The following is an 18,810-nucleotide window of genomic DNA, read 5'->3' on the forward strand; positions in this document are numbered from 1 at the left end:
AAAGGCAACTTTAAAGGTCATTTACTTGCCATTGCAACTATTTCTGCCACATCAAAAACCCGCACTTTTCCAGAGACATTGAGGTCTTTTAATCCATCCTCAAACATCGTCATGCAGTAAGGACAGGATACTGCTATGGTTTGTGGATTTTTTGACAAAGCTTCTTTTGTCCTTTCTATGTTTACCCTTTTTTCTGGGTCCTCCTCCATCCACATCCTTCCACCGCCTGCACCGCAGCAGAAACTCTTATCGTAATTACGATCCATCTCGTAGATCCTTCCTCCTACAGCCTTTTTCAAAAGATTGCGCGGTGCTTCATATATTCCGTTGTACCTCCCTAGGTAGCAAGGGTCATGGAAAATTATCTTTCCCAGGTGTTTTATTTTTGTAGGATCAAGTTCTATCGCTTTTAAATTATCCCATATGACCTCCGTATAATGGAATACCTCTAATTCCAGTCCGTACTGCTTATAGTCGTTTTTTAACGTCGAGTAACAGTGGGGACAGTAACAGATGATCTTTTTAACGTTATATTTTTTGAAGGTTTCTACGTTCTGGATCGCGAGTTTCTCAAAGAGGTATTCGTTTCCAAGGCGCCTTGCGGAATCGCCGCAGCATTTTTCTTCCACCCCTAAAATCCCAAAATCTACTCCCATATGATTTAAAGTATCTGCGACAGAAACCGCAACCCTCTTTGTTCTGCTGTCAAAAGATCCAGCACAACCTACAAAGAAGAGATACTCAGCCTGAACTTCCTGCGAAAGTACCTTTACATCCAACCCCTTTGCCCATTTAATCCGTTCGGAAGGAGCCATGCCCCAAGGGTTAAACCTCTGTTCCATCCCCTCAAAAAGCACAATGAGTTCCTGGGGAAAATCACACAGGTTTTCAACAAGATGGCGTCTCATCTTTATTATCTTTGGTACATGTTCAATAAAGACTGGACAGTTCCCCATACAGGCAGCGCATGTGGTACATGACCAAATTGACTCAACACCAATCGTAGCAGGGTGATCTTCGTCTTTACCGATAAGAGGCACAAGCTCGGCTTCTGGGGCTTTGTATCTTATCCGATCACCATTCCAAATAAGGTTCATTTTCCCCTTGTAAATTACGATTCTTGGATTGAGGGGTTTTTTTGTGAGATATGCGGGGCAGTTGGATGTGCAGCGGCCACATTCAGTACAGGATGTAAAATCCAAAAGATCTTTCCAGGTGAACTGATCTACCCTTGAAACTCCGAACCTTTTTCCCCGTCTGAACTCTTCCCTTGGCACCGTTTTTATTAGCTCAAAAGACCTAAAAAAAATGTTGGGAATCGAAGTCAGAATGTGGAGGTGCTTACTATACGGAACGTAGTTGAGGAAGAATAGTAGAATCATTGCGTGAAACCACCAGCATATCCTTTCAAAAACAGAAAGTGAATCAGAAAAGAAAGATAAAAGGAGAGGAGCGACCAAATTCTCACTTATCGGCATAAAATGGGCTTCCTTTTTGCCCTGGGCTATCTCTGCACCGTGAGTACCGAAAAAGGCGAGCATAAGCCCCGCAACAAGTCCAAGGATCAAAAGCGCATCCTTACTTTTGTAGTCGATATGCGAAGGTTTTAGGACGAGTCGCCTAAAAATGGCGAAAGCGACACATATGAGGACTATTAGGCTTACAATGTCAAAAGCCACTAAGAGAACATTGTAGATATATGGGCCAAATAGCACCAATGAAAAGCCGGGAAAGAGTCCTCCTATTAAAAATTCCACGTTTGCTATAATCAAGATCATAAACCCCCAGAAAAGAAAAAAATGATTTATCCCGAAAGGTTCTCTTAAAGCACATCTTTGTCCAAATACATGCCATATTGTACTGATCAACCGTTTGGTCAGATCTTTATTTATCCTCTGTTCTTTCTGTCCTATGCGTATAAATCTTATGAGCCTAGTCACTGAAAGAGCAAAAGAAAAGATTGCAATTGTAAGTACGATTGCAAAAATGACTACCTCTTTCTGTGACATGATAAAACTCCCACGCGTTTATTTATTTTTATTGAAGGACTATTCCCCTACGGCACAGACTTTTTTATTCATAAGTTCCCTAAGACGTCTCGTAAGGATAGGTACTATCTGGAAGAGGTCACCTACTATCCCGTAATGGGCCACCTCAAATATGGGTGCATCTCTGTCCCTATTTATGGCTATTATGATTTGAGAGTCCTGCATACCAACGAGATGCTGAATGGCTCCTGAGATTCCACAGGCTATGTATATCTTAGGCCTTACGGTCTTTCCAGTTTGCCCTACCTGCCTTTCGTAAGGTACCCATCCCGCATCCACAGCCGCCCTTGACGCCGATACGGTACCACCTAATACCTCCGCTAGTTCTTCGAGAAGTTTGAAGTTTTCAGCCGCTTGTAGACCTCTTCCACCGGAAACCAGTATTTCCGCACCAGATATATCTATGGTTTGAACTGCTTCCTCCCGTGTGATCTCCAAAACTTTAACCTTTATTTCTTCTTCCCTTAAGGCAATCTCTTCTCTTATAATCTCACCCTTTGCGTTTGGATTTTTTGGCGGCATAGGCATAACATGCGGTCTTACTGATGCCATCTGTGGTCTATGGTTCCGCGTAAGTATCGTTGCCATAATATTCCCACCAAATGCAGGTCGGGTCTGCTCCAAAAGCCTTGTCTCTTTGTCTATAGTGAGGCCGGTACAGTCTGCGGTAAGACCAGTCTCGAGCTCGGTCGCAACCGCTCCCGCAAGATCACGCCCCAACCCCGTAGCTCCCATAAGTACGATTTCTGGTTTGTACTTCCTTATTAGGTAGACCGTAGCTTTTAAGTAAGGTTCAGTTCTATAGTGTTTTAGGACAGGGTTGTCTATAAGATAAACTTTCTGTGCCCCGTATGTGAATGCCTCGTAAGCAAGATGCTCTATTTCGTGTCCGAGAATAAAGGCGCTCAACTCCACATCAAGGTCTTTTGCGAGTTTTGATCCGACACCCAAAAGCTCCCAGCTTACTGTCGCGGCACATCCGAACTCCTGCTCCACAAATACCCAGACCCCCCGATACTCATTCAGCCCTTTGACTTTTAGATCCAGTTTTTCTTCCGGCTCCTCTTTCCAAAGCCCTCTACTTTTTAATTCCTCTATGATCTTCAGTTCTTCCTCAGTGTAAAAGTGCTCTATTGCGTCAACCGGGCATACTTTTATGCACCTTTTGCAACCTATACATGCGTCGAGTGATATGATTGGTTCGCCCTTGTCATTCATTACGATCGCATCGGCCGGGCACTCGGCCTGGCATCTGGCTCCGCAAGCTATGCATTTATTCTCGATAAGTCTTACCTTTCCTCTTGGTTTTTTTACTCTTTCTCTTTTTTCTTCCAGTCCCATATCTTTCACTACTCCTAGAGAGGAAGAATGTCTTTTTCGATAAGCTTTTCTAACAAGAGCTCAACCGCTCCTTCCGGATCGGCTTCTCCATCGCCTAGAATCTCTCCCCTTTTCCTCTCAGGTGCAAAGATCCGTTTTACATTTGTTGGGGAACCTTTAAGTCCTATTTTGTCCTCCGGCAGATTAAGAACTGAGTTACTCCAAACTGGAATCTCTGCTTCTTCCGCCTCGAGAGCCCTTAAAACCGTAAAGTAACGCGGGGTATTTATCTCTCTTACTACTGTAAGGAGTGCTGGTAGACTTGCTCTAACTATCTCTTTTCTTCCTTCGAGCTTCCTTCTTACCGTGATCGTGTATTGAACTAAATCAATGTCAAGTATTTTGTCCACAAGTGTTAGCTGAGAGAACCTAAGTCTTGTCGCTATGCCTGGGCCGACTTGAGCGGTATCTCCATCTATCGTTTGTTTGCCACATATTACAAGATCGACTCTCCCATACTCAGCCATAATCTTCTTTATAGCTTCTGCGAGGACAAGGCTTGTGGCAAGGGTATCTGCACCCGCAAATTTTATGTCAGAAAGAAGTATAGCCTCATCCACGCCCATCGCTAAACATCTTTTCAGTGTGTATATCGCATTGGGAGGTCCCATAGATATGGCTATAACTTTACAGCCAAAGGCGTCTTTAATCCTTAAGGCCTCTTCCACAGCGTGGGTATCGAAAGGATTCATAATGAAAGGAACGCCTTCTCTTATTAAGGTTCCGGTATTTGGATCGACCCGAACCTGCGTTGTGTCAGGAACCTGTTTCACTGCAACTACGATTCTATTTAGTGTTCTCATGCTAAGCGTTTTTTATCACACGAACCTCCATGTGTCAATGATTTGGGCTTGTAATTCATCTGCATGAGGTTTCAGTTTCGGATCCAATTGACAGAAAAATAGGAGATGTTGTAGAGAAAAGGCCAGACTTCCATGGAGAAAATGAAGATCCTTATTACGGGTGGATGCGGATTTATAGGTTCGCATGTAGTAGACTTCTACATTGAATTGGGCCACGATGTTGCAATCGTTGACAACCTCTCTACAGGAAAGATTGAAAACAAAAATCCCAAAGCCCGCTTCTACCACGTAGATATAACAGACGATGCGCTAAAAGACGTTTTTGAAGCAGAAAATCCTGATGTTGTTAATCATCATGCGGCTCAGATATCTGTTCCTTATTCAGTAGAAAATCCTTTATTCGATGCGAAAGTGAACATCGAAGGCACAATAAGGCTTTTGGAACTTTCAAGAAAGTACAGAATAAAAAAGTTCATATTCGCATCAACGGGTGGTGCCATATACGGGGAAACAAGCGTAGTTCCAACAGATGAGGACTTAACTCCTGATCCAAGATCGCCATATGCGGTGTCTAAACTTGCGTGCGAAAGATATATTCTCTTCTACTATTATCACTACGGCCTCAATTTCACCATTTTGAGATACAGTAACGTTTACGGGCCTAGACAGATCCCCCACGGAGAAGCAGGCGTTGTTGCGATATTCATCGAAAAGCTCCTTCGCAAAGAAAGGCCTGTTCTTTACCATTATCCCGAAGACGAAGACGGAATGGTAAGGGATTACGTATACGTTAAGGATGTGGCAAAAGCGAATGTACTTGCAACGTTTTCCGGAAAGAATGGGATCTACAACATAAGTACCGGCACTGGAACGAAAACGATTAAGCTCTACAACCAAATTCTTGAAGCTTTAACCGAAAGGGGTTTGGAGATAAGCAAAGAATTGAAGGAACCGATAAGGGCTTTTGCGAGACCTGGAGATCTGAAAGTGAGTGTTCTAAGTCCAAAAAAGGCAAAAGAGGAGCTTAGTTGGCACCCAGAGCATGACCTTCCTCTGGGACTGAGAAAGACCTTAACGTGGTATCTGGATGGTAAGGATTAAATTTTTAGGAACGGGGACTTCTTATCCAACCTCCAAAAGGGTTTCATCCTCGTGCCTTATCTTCGTCGACGAGAAGAAGTTACTCCTCGATATCGGTCCTGGCGTACTTCGCAGGCTCACTGAGATGAATATCCCACTGGAGGAAATAGATATCGTTTTTCTCACACATTTCCATGTGGACCACTCTTCCGACCTTCCCGCATTTCTTTTCTCCTCCAATTATGGCATGGGACCCAGAAAAAGACCCCTTTTTATAATCGGTGGTGATGGCGTAAAGTCCTTTTTTTCAAAACTTTGTAAGGCTTATCCTTGGATTAAACCGAAAACCTATACCTTAACGATCTTAAAACTTGTCAACCGAAGTTATGAGTGGAACGGGATCTTAATAAGTACAAAGAGGGTAAACCACAATAAAGAAAGTATAGCCATCCGATTGGATACTTCTGTTTCTCTAGTATTTACCGGGGATACGGATTTTTCTAAGAACTTGATCGAAATTTCTAGAGGCGTTGATCTTCTCATTACCGAATGCTCTTTTCCTCGGACGAAGATTAAAGGCCATATGAACCTTGAAACAGTAAAAAAGGTAGTTTGTAAGGCAAAGCCTAAGGAAGTCATTTTGACACATCTCTACCCTGAATGGGATGAAATCAAATGTGACAAGCTTGCGCCTTTTAGACTCGCCGAAGATGGGATGGAGATAGTTTTTGGTGACTAGTCAAGATAAGGCACCTTTTCATCCTCTTTATCAACACTCATGCTCTGAACCCTTTTTATCTCTTTGAGCTTCATCCATATGATGACAATGAGAGCTAAAATGAAGATCCAAAATAGAGCCAACGATTGGTAAATAATGTATCTGTCGAAGGGCCTTTCTGGCATAAGAGGGATCACCTCACTAGCGTAACCCAAATGGGGCCAAAATAGAGAAACTGTAAGTAAAATGACACTAACAATCAAAAAGCTCATGTCACAAACCCGAGTATGGTCATAACGATAAAATAAACGAGGTAAAAAGTTCCAATAGCGGTATATACAGGGCTTTTCTCACCCATACTCGATTTTCTATCGAAAAAGGGGATAAGGAGGAAAAATAGTATCGCAAGAGTGACAAGAGTTACCGCCACAGTTTCTCCGTTAAGTCCTAAAACCTCTCCAGGAAAGATTTTTAACGTTTGAAACAAAAAGAGGAAATACCATTCTGGCTTTATATTTTCAGGCGGAGGGGCGTACGGATCAGCCTTCTTTCCGAGAGATGGGGGAAAAAGAACGGAAAGTGTCACAAGAATCCCTAAAAAGATCAGCCAGATCATGAGATCTTTCAAAAATACGTTAGGAAAGAAAGGAATTTTGTCCACCCTTTTCCCTTCAAGAGAAAGAGGAACGCTCATTCCGTGGAATTGAACCAAAGCAATGTGAAAAACTACTAGAAAAACTGTAATGAGGGGAAGTATACACACATGGAAAGCATAAAATCTCGTCAGAGTCTCTCCCGTAACGTCTGCTCCGCCTCTTAAAAAGACCTTTAGGTATTCCCCGAAGAGAGGTAGACTACCAGCTCCTCCTGTGGCAACTCTCACAGCCGCAAAAGCCCTTTCATCCCAAATGAGAAGATAACCGCTGAGCCCGAAAAAGATCGTTATTCCAAGAAGAAGAACACCGCTTACCCAGATAAGTTCACGAGGTTTTCTGTATGACTTTAGCAAAAGAGTGGTAAAGCAGTGAAAAAAGAGGACTCCAATGAGAAGCTGGGCACCCCAATGGTGTAAAGACCGGAAAAGCCAACCGAAGTTGAGCTTGGTGATGATATCCATTACACTTTTGTTTGCGTGCTCAGGATGGGGAACGTAGTAAAGCGCAAGAGCAAATCCGGTAAGAAACTGTAAGGCAAACAAAAATAGGGTCAGTCCGCCGAAATAATAGAATATCTCGTACCTGTGGGAAGGGACATATTTCTTTTTAAAGAACCATTTTAGTGACTCAAAATCGTATCTTTCGGAAAACCAGTTTCTAACTTTTTGGCAATTCAACTTTGACTCCTTTTTTCGCCACAATGAGCTTTTCATCTTCTATTGTAATATCAAAGAACTCCAAAGGCTTAGGTGGTGGACCCTCTATGTTCTTCCCATCCTCATCGAACCAGCCTTTGTGGCAGGCGCAGTAAAACTTCTTCAGCTCCGGTTTGTAGGTGATATTACAGTCCATATGCGTACACACACCTTTGAGAGCGTAAAGTGTTCCATCGCTCTTTTTAAATATGAGCCCCAGTTTTGCACCCCAAGGGAAAGGTTTTGTGGAATTATTCGGGATATTCAAAAAATCCTTCGCGTTAAGTACGACAAAGTCGGGCTCCCTTCCCAAGCTCGGATAAATAAACTTTAAAAGAGGGTACAGGGACCCCAAACAAAAAGCCACAAACCATCCTGAAAAGAGCGTATTTAAAAAAGTTCTTCTTGTGATTATCGATTGCTCTAACCTCATTTTCTGTCCTTTCCAAAAAGTCTCAACTTAATGAGCCTTTTTCTGAGATTCACTATGGAATCCGTAGGTCTCACATTTTTTGGACAGGCTTCGATACACTTCAAAACAGTATCACAGCCCCAAAGACCGTGTGGATTATCAAATTCGAGAAGGTCGGACAGGGGTCTTTCATCCCTTGAATCACTGATAAAACGCTCAAGCTTTGCGAAAGCGTGCGGTCCAAGATATTCCGGATCGCGGGCGACAACAGGACACGCACTGTAGCAAGAAGCGCAAAGTATGCAGTTTACGAACTGGTCTATTCTCTTCCTCTCCTCTTCACTCTGCGGTAACTCTTTTTGGGGCGACGGAGTTTTTCTTATGAGGTACGGCTTTACTCTTTCGTACATCCTCCAAAAGGGGGTCATATCGACAACCAGATCTTTTATGATATCTAAATTCGGCAAGGGCTCTAGGATTATTGTTTTTTCGTCGAATTTCGAGACCTGCGTTCTACACGCAAGATCTATCTTTCCGTTTATAACCATTGCACAGGAACCACACACTGCACTTCGACAAGAGGACCTAAAAGCGAGTGTGCCGTCTATCTCATCCCGTATCCTTAATAGCACCATAAGAACAGTGAGACCAGGCTCCACCCTAACATCGTAAGTTTGAAAGTATGGACCACTTTCTCGCTCGGATGGGTCGTATCTAAATATTTTGAACCTATATACGTTCTCCCCTCTCAATACACCCTCTCCACAGGCTCAAACCTCGTTATTATCACGTCTTTATATGAGACTTCCGGTTCCCCATCCTCATTGAATTTGAATACCGTGTGTTTTAGCCAATTCTTATCATCTCTTTTCTCCCAGTCCCTCCTGAAATGAGCGCCCCTGCTTTCTTTTCTAAGGTAAGCACCAAGTGCAATTGTATGGGCCACATCTAGCATGAATTCGAGTTCTAAGGCTCCCGTAAGTTCATAATTGAAAGCTCTTCTCCTCGAGCTTACTTTTACGTTCTTGTATCTCTCTTTCAGCTCCATGATCTTCGTTAAAGCAAATTTTAGCTGTTCCTCGGTTCTGAAAATTCCCACATACTCGCTCATCGTCTTACTCAGTTCCACTTGAATCTTTGAAGCCTTCTCGCCTTCGCCATTCATAAGCCTTTCTATCTTTTTTTCCAACCTTTTCTTTTCCTCTAACAAAAGCCCTCGGTCAGGTTTTACTTCGTTCCCACAAAGATACTCCGATATGGATTCTGAGGCTATCTTTCCGAATACTACAGTTTCCAAAAGAGAATTCCCGCCAAGTCTATTTGCACCATGAACACTCACGCACGCACATTCTCCCGCTGCAAAAAAATTTCTAAGTGCTGTTTCACATTTCTCATTAGTATCTATTCCTCCCATGGAATAATGTTGACAGGGCATTACCGGTATTGGTTCGTACACTGGATCTATACCTAAGAAGTCAAGACAAATGCTTCTTATGCCCGGTAACCTCTCCATTATCTTTTTTTCTCCGAGATGCCTCAGGTCTAGTAAAACGTATTTACCATGGGGGTGGTCGAATCCTCTTCCCTCTTCTATCTCTGTCTGAATGCTCCTTGAAACTATGTCTCTGGGAGCGAGTTCCATAGCTATGGGGGCATATTTTTCCATGAATCTTTCGCCAAGCCTGTTTATAAGGTACCCGCCTTCTCCCCTGCAGGCCTCAGTCATGAGGATGTTCGTCCCTACGAGACCCGTTGGATGGAACTGTACAAATTCCATATCTTTAAGTGGCACACCCGCCCTATAGGCTATCCCTATACCGGAGCCAGTATTTATGAGCGCATTTGTCGAGTAATAGTAGACCCTTCCGTAGCCACCTGTGGCAAAAAGCACAGCCTTTGCAGCGCACGGTACAATTTCACCTGTGAGAAGGTCGAAGGCTATCACCCCGTGGCAAGTAATTCCATCACTTACAAGCGCAAAAACGTACCACTCGGGATAAACTTTAAGCCTTTTTGAAATCGCTCTCTCAAAAAGGGTATGGAGGAGGACGTGTCCTGTAAGGTCAGCAGAATAACAGGTTCGCGGAAATCCAGCACCTCCGAAAGGTCTCTGGGCAATGGAGCCATCTGGAAATCGACTAAACGGGCAACCCCAGTGCTCAAGCTCGTAAATTGCCCGCGGAGCATCTTTACACATTATTTCAACTGCGTGCTGGTCTGCTAAATAATCACTTCCTTTTACTGTATCGAACATGTGTTTTTCCCAAGAGTCGTCCCTTCCCTCTGGGTGATTTCCTAAAGACGCGTTTATTCCACCTTGGGCTGCAACCGAATGTGAACGAAGGGGATAGACTTTCGAAATCAAACCAACATCGTATTTCTCGCAAAGACCCACCGCCGCTCTGAGTCCCGCAAGACCGCCTCCTACTATTATTACTTCGTGCTCAATCATCAACTATGAGAATAAGGCGTAGAGATAAATTAAAACCAATGAGATTATTCCGGCTAGCGCATTCGAAGCGATAAAGAGCTTTTTTTCGTTCCTGTAACCCAAATCTAGCACTATATTGCGGATACCGTATACGCTATGGAAGGTGAAAAGAACAAGAATGAGAATATCCATCGCCGGATTCCTATGGAGGCTTAACGCCCAATCAGGCTTGGCATCCTTAGTAAAAAGAAAGAAACTTGTAAAAATCTTTATCCCGAAAAGGATAAGAAGGGCAACTCCACTTATTCTGTGGAAGAGCCATATGAACATGGCTTTCAATTAGTAACAGTTAATGGAACTTGAGTCAAGAATTTTTTATGAAAGCTTGATGGAGTATCAGGGTTTTCTGTATAATGAAAGAGGTGCTTTTATATGCCGATATACGAGTATAGATGCCCAGAGTGTAAAAAAATCTCTACCTTCCTTTCCCTTAGGGTAAGTGAGACTATCGAGCCTTATTGTAAGTTTTGTGGAAGCAAAAGGGTCGAGAAGATGATTTCGAGGGTGGCCATTCTAAAAAGCGAAGAGAAACGGATCGAAAGCATGTTAGATCCAGCTAAATTTTCAGATCTTGATGAGAATAACCCAAGAAGTGTTGAAAGGTTTATGAGAAGGATAGGGAAGGAATTCGGCGATGAACTCGGAGAGGATTTCGAAGAAACGATAGAGGAAGCTTTATCCGAGGCTCAAAGTTCAAAAGAGTCTAAAGAGGAAGAAGATCAATAGGGCCTTTACCGGTTCTTAAGATCTCCACTCTGTCATCCACAAGTTTCACTACGGTGGAGGGTTCACTTCCTAGAAGGAGTCCGCCGTCTATTACAATATCTATGAGCCCTTTAAGCCTTCTCTCAATCGATTTGGGATCTGTAAGAACGTCCTCACCCGAAACCTTTGCCGTTGTGTTAAGTATCGGTCGATCGATAAGATTTGCAAGACCGATGGGTACATCATGAAGTGGCATGCGGATTCCGATTTCCTTGCGGGGTGTCATCATAATCTTGGGGACTATCTTTTTTGCCCTGAGTACAACTGTATAAGGACCGGGCAATATGAGTTTCATGATTTTGAAAGCAAACTCACTTACTATCGCATAGGTGCTAATCTCTTTGAATGACCTACAGATAAGGCTCATCGCTTTCTTCTCATCCATTTTCCTTATCTGGTAGAGCTTCTTTATGGCCTTTACGTTGTAAGAGTCACATCCGAGCCCGTAAAAAGTGTCAGTAGGATAAGCTATAACGCCTCCAGAAAGGAGGACTTCCCTTAGTTTTTCTGTTATCTTTCTCTTTGGCCTTTTTGGGTTCCACTCAACGATCATTTTTTTCTTCCGACAAATCTGGCCAAAGCTCTCCTTTTTCCATTCGTCTCAAATATCCCTTCTTCGTAAAAGATGCATTCAAAGTCCTCGAATAGATGGAGCAACTCTCCGTCTTCCAAAAGATAGTCCGGGTTGCGAAATCCCTCTATTAAGTTTTGCCGTTTAAGATATGTCTCGTATACTAAAAGTCCATCCTTTTTGAGCAGATTTTTAAGTTCTTTCACGATCCCTCGTATCAGAAAGTAAAAAACGAGAACACAACCAAATTTACCTTCCTTGAAAGGCAGGTTTTGGGCATCGGCCCTCACAAGGAAGAAATCTTTCATTCCTTTTTTATTAAACCTCTCTTTTGCCTGTCTTAGCGCCTCCATAGATATGTCCATTCCTATAGCCCTATATCCTCTCTCCGAAAGAAAGATTAAGTCCCTGCCAATACCCATGGCGATCTCGAGTACTGGTCCCGATTTTATCAAAGAATGGTACCTTTCAAGGACCCAGTGTGTCTTTAAATCTCGCGAATAAAAGCCTTCTTTGTACCTTCTCTCCCAGTCTACACTCATGTCGAAGATTGTAGGATAGACTTTTTCAGTTTTCAATGCTATAAAACGGGTATGCCTTCAAGGGTACTATTTTTGGATTGCGATGGAACCCTAACTCAAATCAAAAGTAGCTGGGAGTATCTCCACAGACGCTTAAACTTATGGGATGATCTGGCAGAGCACTTCCAAAGGCTATACCTTGAAGGAAAGATCGACTATTACGAATTTTGCAGAAAAGATGCCTACCTCTGGGCAGGGAGATCGCTAAAAGAAGTATTAGAAATCGTAAAAGAGATACCTCTCACAAAAGGTGCGGAAAAAGCTATAAAGATTTTAAAGGATATGGGTTTTTACACAGTTATAGTTTCTACGGGACTTAGCCTCGTTGTAAACAGAGTGAAGGAATTACTTGGTATCGATCTTGCGGTATCCAATGAACTTTTAACCTCCGATGGGTTTATAACAGGGAAGATTAATATAAACGTGGAACAGGGAAGAAAGGACAGAGTCGTCAAAAACGTACTAAAGAGATTTGGCCTAAGAAGGGAAGACGCCTTCGCCATAGGGGATGGGGTAGGCGATCTTACAATGTTTCAAAGCGTGGGGGTCTCGATAGGGTTTAACCCTGAACCAGAAATCATTCCCTACGTGAACTACTCGGTAACAAGCGATAATCTTTTGGATGTGGTCCCGCTTTTGGAGTTGCATCGGTGAGAGAAATCCTGCCTTTGGTCCTATTATCCATTATAATCGTATCCCTTTTTGGATGCGCTCCCAAAAAAATCAGAGTTTATGAGGGACAAGAAGAGATAAGAAACCGGATCGTTGAGGTTTCATTATCCCTTCTCGGAAAACCGTACATGGCTGGTGGAAAAGGACCGGAAAGGTTCGACTGTAGCGGACTTATTCATTACGTATTCAAGAAAGTGAATATAGACCTACCAATCTCGACAGAAAAGCTAATTAAAGTTGGAATTGAGGTCGCAAAAGAAAACGTCTTGCCCGGAGATATCGTCTTTTTTAAAATTCAAAAGGATTTACACGCCGGAATTATGTTGAATAAAGAAGAGTTCATCCATGCCTCCAAAGCCAAGGGTGTAGGGGTCGATTCTCTCCGTTCTCCATACTGGGAAAGAAGGGTTTTGACTTTCCGATCAGTAATCTTTTGATTTACTTATGCGGTTTCTGTGTGGTATATGCATCTATAATCCAAAAAAGGAGGGATATGATGAAAGAGCCGATTCTTGACGGAAAAAAGATCCTTGCTGTGGATGATGAACCGGATGTCTTGCAAGTTCTAAGGGAAGAGATTGTAGACGCGTGTGAGACCTGTCAGTTTGACGAAGCAAGAACGTTTGAAGAGGCAAAAGAGAAACTGGAAAAGAACGATTATGACATAGTCATTTTGGACATTATGGGAGTTAGGGGTTTTGATCTTTTAGATATGGCGGTAAAGAAGGGCTTAAAAGTTGTCATGCTTACCGCCCATTCCCTCAATTCTGAATCACTGAAACGTTCCTATGAGATGAAGGCCAGAGCTTATTTACCGAAAAACAAGCTTGGAGAAATCGTGCCCTTCCTTAAAGATGTTTTGACAAGCGAGTATGAGTCTGGTTGGAGAAAGATTTTGAAAAAGCTTGAAAAATTCTTTGATGAGGAATTTGAGCCCGACTGGAGAAAGAAGATAGGATACTGAGCTAAAAAAGAGATCTTATGTAATTTACAAGCTTTGGCGCGCAGACCTCAACCGTAAAGTTGGACGTGACCTTTTTCCTTCCCATCTCGCCCATCTTTCTTCTTAGGCTTGGGTTCTCGATAAGCAGAGAAAGCTTTTCAATCCACTCCTCCTTCGTACGGGCCCAAAATCCCTCTATTCCGTCATCGACTATATCCTTATTTATGCCCACCGGCGTACAAACGCACGGTATTCCCATCCCTAGGTACTGGATAATTTTAAAACCACATTTCCCCTTAGACCAAAGGTCATCAAAAAGGGGCATGACTCCAATATCGATTTTTGAGAGCTCCTCGGTTTCGGTTTCTAAGCTCCACCTTACGGGATTTACTTTTATGTGCTCTGTCTCTATGGATGTGTCGCAGATAATAGTGAGAATCACGTTCTTGTAGCTCTTTCCAATTTCTTCCCATACATCCTTGTAGCTTTCTAAATAGTGTATACTTCCATGGTCTCCTATCCAGCCTATGTTTACCGTGCCCGTCTCTTTGTGTGGCCTTTGAAAGTAACGGCTTCCATCTATTGGCGTAGGTAGCACGTAAACGTTGCTATTGAATTTTAGAGCCTCCTCTTTTAAAAAACTGTTTCCTGCTATCACAAGATCAGAAAACCGCATGATCCTTCTAAAGCTCATCATTCTTCTTAGCGAATAGGGATTTTCTGAGAGGGAGTTTTTGAACATAATTGCATCGTCAAAGTCGTATATGATCTTTTTTTTCATGAGTTTTAAAAGAATAAGGAGGTTTAGCGGTGGTCTCTTCCTCTGAAAGAAGATGGCATCCGAACCCCTAAAATACGTATACATCTTGATCCATCCAGAAATATTCTTCGGATACTCAAAGACTTTAGGGTTGATCTCCGCTTTTTTGAGATAGGGTATGTACTGAAGGACCCTAAGCCTTGAAGACGCTACATTATGTCCCTGGATGAAAAAGGTTAGGTTTATACTTCCCATCGCTTAAAAACGAGACCTTCTTTTCCCACGTAGACTATTTCCCTTTCTTTTGAGTTCTCCGTAACTTTTTTTATGAGTTTTCTCTTCTCTTCTTTCGAGAGAGCATCGATTGAGGCGATGATTCTTAACCGATCCATAATAGATACCTTTTTGGGAATGGTGTTATTGAGGGTTGAAAGCATGGATGCTAGCTCTTCCCATCCTAACTTTTTAAAAACAATATCTTCAACGTCCAAAAGGTAAAAGCCTACCTGGGGAACAAAAAAGATGTTACAGCCCTTAAAGTCCTTATGAAAGATACCGAGCTTGATTAGCTTAAGAAGGAAGGCTGAAAAATCTTTGAGAAGTGTGAGCCTTTGGGTTTCTTCCATCCTTTCGTAGGTTTGATCTAAAAACCTATCAAGCTCAAAACCGCCTTGCTTTTTCAGATCTTCCATGAGGATAAAACCGTGCGACCTAAAACTAGGAAGCCTCATGGCAAAGGCCCTAGGAACTATACGGGTACCGAGGTATTCAAAAACTACACTATTGGCCCAAGCCCGCTTCAATCTTCTTCTGCTTTTGTAAATTTTTTTTACGCAGTTGGAGTATCTCAAAAGAGTGACTTTCCTATCTTCTTTTATAAGCTCCACCAAGTTACCTTCTCTTACTCCCTCAAAGCCTTTCAAAAATCTAAAGCCGTTTTGACTCAAAACTAAAGATGTGGTTTTGTCCGACCTTTTGAGCTTCCTTTGAATCCAAGACCTTCTTAGGTCCTCGATTTTCCTTTCGACACTTCCTCTAATCGATGGATCTCCGTAGAAATTAAAAAAGACCTGAAGCTCGTCATGTCTGAGCTCGTCGTATAAGGTATGAAGCGCATAAGAGATGTTCGATATTTCGTCCTTTTTGCCAAATCTCTTTTTAATCTTTACCTTGTGAAAATCAACGAGAATCAAACGACCATCCACGATCAATAGATTATCCAAGTGTAAGTCATCATGCCTTACTTTTTTCGATTTAAGTTTTTTTAAGAACTCGGCAAGAATTTTAAGTAAAAGCGACCTGTCTTTAGCCTCCTTAAACTTTTTAAGATAAGTTTCTGCCTCTACATACTCCCAGACTGAAAAAGAACGTAAAGATCCTAATCCGTACCCTAAGCCTTTAGGCGTCTCGATGGCAAGGTCTTTTAGCCTTTCATAAGTTTCAAACTCTTTTTTTCCTCTCGGAGAAAAGAAGTTCCTTAGATATCCGAAGATACCTTTCTCAACAAAACATTTGACAAAGATCCTATTATTACCCGCAAGTTCTATGATTTTGTGGGCCCGTGCCCATCCGAAATGCTGAGACTTAAGGACATTTTTTAGACTTTCATCCTTCAGATACCAGACGATTGAATCCTTTTTTAACATTGCCTTACAAGAAATCCTTGTCCATAATTGACTCAATGTATTCAACACTTACCCTTCTTTTTTTTTGAACTTTTTTTCTCTCTTCAAGCACATAGGGTAACTTGAGAAATGCCGAAAAAATTCCTGATAGAAAATAGTACGTTCTAATCTTGTAGAAGTTAAGGAAAGTTCTCTCAAAAAGCATAGACAGCCTATATCTTAACACCTTTGGAAAGTTTTTCACGATAAGCTCATACGGCATGTTCTTTACAAAGCACAAAAGGGAGTTTCTATTGTTGAGGTAAGTCTGGAGGTACCTTTTTCTCTTTATCGTCGCTCCAACCATGTGGTAGGCAACGGCGTAAGGAACGAAGATGGCTTTATATCCCGCAAGCTGGGCCCTAAAACTCAAATCCACATCTTCAAAGGACGCAAAAAAGGTCTCATCGAAAAGACCTATATCTTCGAACATGCTCCTTCTATATAGAGAGGCGCCGGCGTTTACACCGAAGATGTACCTTATGTTGCTACAGTATTCATATCTGTCCTCTTTTCCTGCGCCTATGATTTCTACCGCACTGTTACTGTTATAACGGATACCTAAAACATTTATTCTATCTGGCTCACGGTACCTTAGAACTTTGGGGTTGCAAGCCCCCGCATCTTGATACCTATCAAGGGCATCAACCATCTCTCTCAACCATCCCGGTGTGACTTCCATATCATTGTTGAGAAGTGCTATGTACTCCGATTCTGCGGCTTCGATTCCACGATTGACAGCGAATGAGAAACCGTAATTTTTTTCCAATCTTATGACCGTTATCTCAGGATATCTTTCTTTCAAAAGGGAAAGAGAATTATCTTTCGATCCGTTATCCACGACTACGGTTGTGAAATCTTTAAAGTCCTGCGTTTTTAAGGACTCAAGCGGAAGAGGAAGTAGCTTTTCTCCGTTGTAGTTGGGAATAATGATAGTAACCCTTGACAAGAATCAAAACCTTTTATCTTTTACGGCCAAGATCAGGTATTGCCGGGCCAAAAACTCAAGGAGAATCTTTCCCAAGCACTCATTGAGTAATTTGAGCCATCGCGCTCCAGAAATCCTAAATTTTACTACCCGAACCTTAAATCCCGCCTCACTAATCATATCTTTCGCGGTCTTAAGTGTAAAAAACCTAAGATGAGTTCTATCGAGAATCCCCTCATCCGTGTAATCCCAGGTTCCATAAAAGATAAGTTTTTTTAAAACCCTGTAGTGTCTCACATTGGGGATGCTCACAACCAAAAATCCATCCATCCTAAGATACTTATTGTGTTTTTTAAGTAGCGACCAAGGATCCACAAGGTGCTCAAGGATGTCTCCGTAAATTATACAGTCAAAGTAACCAGGCGGAAATGGTAGGTCTATTTCTTCCACATCACCCACAAACACTTCATCGTAATATTGGGCAGCGAACTTGGCTATATCCTTTCTTATCTCAATGCCTACTACTGTCTTTCCTTTTTCCTTGAGTATCCGGCTAGTTTCCCCACCACCGCATCCAATGTCCAAAATTCTTTCAACACCCTCAGGGACCATCTCTATAATATCGATCCGAGGTGTGAAGTAATAAGGGTGTTTATCCAATCGTTCCATCTATGAACGCCGCACCCAAAATGCCGGCACGGTCGCCAAGTTTAGAAATTTCGATGGAGAGATGTCTTTTGCTTTCGAACATGGCCTTTTCTTCAAAAACCCTCTTTGCTTCCGAAACGAGCCTTTTTGTCCCATCTATAACACCCCCCCCAAGAATTATCAATTCTGGGTTAAAAATATTCGCTATGTTGACCAAGGCGAAGCCTAAATAGACTATAACCTCTTCCCAGATGTTTTTTAAGATTTCATCTCCAAGATAATAACCTTCCTCAACATAGGATACATAGAGCTTACCATTCCTTATCATTTCCCATATTTTGCCTTTTGGACTCCCATCTAAAATCCTGCGAACCCTTTGCAATATGTAATCTCCTCCGCATATGGCTTCGAAACATCCTCTGGAACCGCAGTTGCATGGGTATTTGTCAGGATTTAAAATCATATGCCCGATCTCTCCTGCGAGAGATTTGGAGCCTCGGTACAGCCTTCCGTCTATGATAATGCCTCCCCCGACCCCAGTACCTATAAAGATACCAACAACGTTTTTCGGCTTTCCCGAAAAAGAGAATCTCCATTCTCCGTATGTTGCAGCATTTGCATCATTTTCAACGTAAGTTTCTACGGAAAAAAAAGACTCAAAATCGGTCTTCAGAGGTATATCGCGCCATCCAAGGTTTGGCGAAAATTTCACTATCCCTTTTTCCGTGTCTATCTGTCCGGCACAAGCAATCCCTATTTTTTTTATGTCTTTGATCTTTATCCCTTTTTCCGAAACAACCCTAACTATGGAACTTAACATTTTATCCTTTAGGTATTCGTAATCTTTTTCAGTTCCAATCTTTTCAAAAAATACTAGCTTTCCCGCCTCGTCGAAAAACCCAAAGCTTGTCTTGGTTCCTCCTATGTCGATCCCGATCCTTACACCGCCATGGACCATTTGGCCGATTCCAGTAACTTTAAATTGACAGGTGAGA

Annotated in this window: 22 protein-coding genes; 6 read left to right on the forward strand and 16 right to left on the reverse strand. The window is 42.3% G+C overall.

Features of this window, described 5'->3' with window-relative positions; genetic code table 11:
• Positions 1-17 precede the first annotated feature (17 nt).
• The 3 genes from NZ583_06675 to NZ583_06685 are packed head-to-tail and all read right to left on the reverse strand — an operon-like array spanning position 18 to position 4,231.
• The gene (locus NZ583_06675; GenBank protein MCS7281292.1) at positions 18-2,009 is read right to left on the reverse strand and encodes a heterodisulfide reductase-related iron-sulfur binding cluster; all 1,992 of its coding nucleotides are present in this window, start codon (positions 2,007-2,009) and stop codon (positions 18-20) included.
• A gap of 39 nt (positions 2,010-2,048) precedes the next feature.
• Positions 2,049-3,389: an FAD-binding protein gene (locus tag NZ583_06680; protein ID MCS7281293.1), complete on the reverse strand. Its 1,341-nt coding sequence runs from the start codon at positions 3,387-3,389 to the stop codon at positions 2,049-2,051.
• Positions 3,390-3,403: 14 nt separating this feature from the next.
• Positions 3,404-4,231, reverse strand: a complete 828-nt coding sequence (locus NZ583_06685; GenBank protein MCS7281294.1) for an electron transfer flavoprotein subunit beta/FixA family protein — start codon at positions 4,229-4,231, stop codon at positions 3,404-3,406.
• A gap of 141 nt (positions 4,232-4,372) precedes the next feature.
• Here NZ583_06685 and NZ583_06690 point away from each other — a divergent pair, with 141 nt between their 5' ends.
• Together NZ583_06690 and NZ583_06695 are read left to right on the forward strand one after the other, a co-directional pair.
• Positions 4,373-5,332 (forward strand): GDP-mannose 4,6-dehydratase, encoded by a 960-nt coding sequence (locus NZ583_06690; GenBank protein MCS7281295.1) that lies wholly within the window; start codon positions 4,373-4,375, stop codon positions 5,330-5,332.
• A complete protein-coding gene (locus NZ583_06695) occupies positions 5,319-6,050 on the forward strand; it encodes a ribonuclease Z (protein ID MCS7281296.1) in 732 nt (243 codons plus the stop codon). The genes NZ583_06690 and NZ583_06695 overlap by 14 nt, the downstream gene beginning before the upstream one ends.
• On the opposite strand, the gene NZ583_06700 is transcribed toward NZ583_06695, so the two are convergent.
• The 6 genes from NZ583_06700 to NZ583_06725 are packed head-to-tail and all read right to left on the reverse strand — an operon-like array spanning position 6,047 to position 10,553.
• Positions 6,047-6,301 (reverse strand): hypothetical protein, encoded by a 255-nt coding sequence (locus NZ583_06700; GenBank protein ID MCS7281297.1) that lies wholly within the window; start codon positions 6,299-6,301, stop codon positions 6,047-6,049. The genes NZ583_06695 and NZ583_06700 overlap by 4 nt on opposite strands.
• Positions 6,298-7,362: a cytochrome bc complex cytochrome b subunit gene (locus NZ583_06705; protein MCS7281298.1), complete on the reverse strand. Its 1,065-nt coding sequence runs from the start codon at positions 7,360-7,362 to the stop codon at positions 6,298-6,300. The genes NZ583_06700 and NZ583_06705 overlap by 4 nt, the downstream gene beginning before the upstream one ends.
• Positions 7,343-7,813, reverse strand: a complete 471-nt coding sequence (locus tag NZ583_06710; GenBank protein MCS7281299.1) for a ubiquinol-cytochrome c reductase iron-sulfur subunit — start codon at positions 7,811-7,813, stop codon at positions 7,343-7,345. The genes NZ583_06705 and NZ583_06710 overlap by 20 nt, the downstream gene beginning before the upstream one ends.
• Complete coding sequence (locus NZ583_06715) at positions 7,810-8,544, reverse strand: succinate dehydrogenase iron-sulfur subunit (protein ID MCS7281300.1); 735 nt, start codon at positions 8,542-8,544, stop codon at positions 7,810-7,812. The genes NZ583_06710 and NZ583_06715 overlap by 4 nt, the downstream gene beginning before the upstream one ends.
• On the reverse strand, positions 8,541-10,244 hold the full coding sequence (locus tag NZ583_06720; protein ID MCS7281301.1) for an FAD-binding protein: 1,704 nt from the start codon (positions 10,242-10,244) through the stop codon (positions 8,541-8,543). The genes NZ583_06715 and NZ583_06720 overlap by 4 nt, the downstream gene beginning before the upstream one ends.
• Before the next feature lie 3 nt (positions 10,245-10,247).
• Positions 10,248-10,553, reverse strand: a complete 306-nt coding sequence (locus NZ583_06725) for a hypothetical protein (GenBank protein MCS7281302.1) — start codon at positions 10,551-10,553, stop codon at positions 10,248-10,250.
• A gap of 102 nt (positions 10,554-10,655) precedes the next feature.
• Between NZ583_06725 and NZ583_06730 the strand changes: the two genes are divergently transcribed.
• Positions 10,656-11,009 (forward strand): zinc ribbon domain-containing protein, encoded by a 354-nt coding sequence (locus NZ583_06730; protein MCS7281303.1) that lies wholly within the window; start codon positions 10,656-10,658, stop codon positions 11,007-11,009.
• On the opposite strand, the gene NZ583_06735 is transcribed toward NZ583_06730, so the two are convergent.
• Entirely contained in the window at positions 10,987-11,601 is a 615-nt protein-coding gene (locus NZ583_06735; protein ID MCS7281304.1) for an L-threonylcarbamoyladenylate synthase, read from the reverse strand. The genes NZ583_06730 and NZ583_06735 overlap by 23 nt on opposite strands.
• Positions 11,598-12,161 carry a class I SAM-dependent methyltransferase gene (locus tag NZ583_06740; GenBank protein MCS7281305.1) on the reverse strand — a complete coding sequence of 188 codons (564 nt, stop codon included), beginning with the start codon at positions 12,159-12,161 and terminating at the stop codon, positions 11,598-11,600. The genes NZ583_06735 and NZ583_06740 overlap by 4 nt, the downstream gene beginning before the upstream one ends.
• Positions 12,162-12,212: 51 nt before the next feature.
• On the opposite strand from NZ583_06740, the gene NZ583_06745 reads away from it, so the two are divergent.
• The 3 genes from NZ583_06745 to NZ583_06755 are packed head-to-tail and all read left to right on the forward strand — an operon-like array spanning position 12,213 to position 13,836.
• A complete protein-coding gene (locus tag NZ583_06745; GenBank protein MCS7281306.1) occupies positions 12,213-12,854 on the forward strand; it encodes an HAD family phosphatase in 642 nt (213 codons plus the stop codon).
• Positions 12,851-13,309 (forward strand): C40 family peptidase, encoded by a 459-nt coding sequence (locus NZ583_06750; protein ID MCS7281307.1) that lies wholly within the window; start codon positions 12,851-12,853, stop codon positions 13,307-13,309. The genes NZ583_06745 and NZ583_06750 overlap by 4 nt, the downstream gene beginning before the upstream one ends.
• 59 nt (positions 13,310-13,368) lie before the next feature.
• Positions 13,369-13,836 carry a response regulator gene (locus tag NZ583_06755; GenBank protein MCS7281308.1) on the forward strand — a complete coding sequence of 156 codons (468 nt, stop codon included), beginning with the start codon at positions 13,369-13,371 and terminating at the stop codon, positions 13,834-13,836.
• A 1-nt stretch (position 13,837) separates the two neighbouring features.
• Here the strand turns inward: NZ583_06755 and NZ583_06760 are convergent, their stop codons facing one another.
• Genes NZ583_06760 through NZ583_06780 form a run of 5 tightly spaced genes read right to left on the reverse strand, consistent with a single transcriptional unit; the run spans position 13,838 to position 18,773 of the window.
• Positions 13,838-14,830: a glycosyltransferase family 4 protein gene (locus NZ583_06760; protein ID MCS7281309.1), complete on the reverse strand. Its 993-nt coding sequence runs from the start codon at positions 14,828-14,830 to the stop codon at positions 13,838-13,840.
• Positions 14,818-16,221 (reverse strand): hypothetical protein, encoded by a 1,404-nt coding sequence (locus NZ583_06765; GenBank protein MCS7281310.1) that lies wholly within the window; start codon positions 16,219-16,221, stop codon positions 14,818-14,820. The genes NZ583_06760 and NZ583_06765 overlap by 13 nt, the downstream gene beginning before the upstream one ends.
• Before the next feature lie 4 nt (positions 16,222-16,225).
• The gene (locus NZ583_06770; protein MCS7281311.1) at positions 16,226-17,188 is read right to left on the reverse strand and encodes a glycosyltransferase family 2 protein; all 963 of its coding nucleotides are present in this window, start codon (positions 17,186-17,188) and stop codon (positions 16,226-16,228) included.
• A gap of 3 nt (positions 17,189-17,191) precedes the next feature.
• The gene (locus NZ583_06775) at positions 17,192-17,836 is read right to left on the reverse strand and encodes a class I SAM-dependent methyltransferase (GenBank protein MCS7281312.1); all 645 of its coding nucleotides are present in this window, start codon (positions 17,834-17,836) and stop codon (positions 17,192-17,194) included.
• Positions 17,820-18,773 (reverse strand): ROK family protein, encoded by a 954-nt coding sequence (locus tag NZ583_06780; protein MCS7281313.1) that lies wholly within the window; start codon positions 18,771-18,773, stop codon positions 17,820-17,822. The genes NZ583_06775 and NZ583_06780 overlap by 17 nt, the downstream gene beginning before the upstream one ends.
• Between the last annotated feature and the right edge of the window lie 37 nt (positions 18,774-18,810).

The sequence above is a fragment of the Thermodesulfobacteriota bacterium genome, assembly GCA_025062045.1.
Lineage (GTDB): Bacteria > Desulfobacterota > Syntrophorhabdia > Syntrophorhabdales > JANXAF01 > JANXAF01.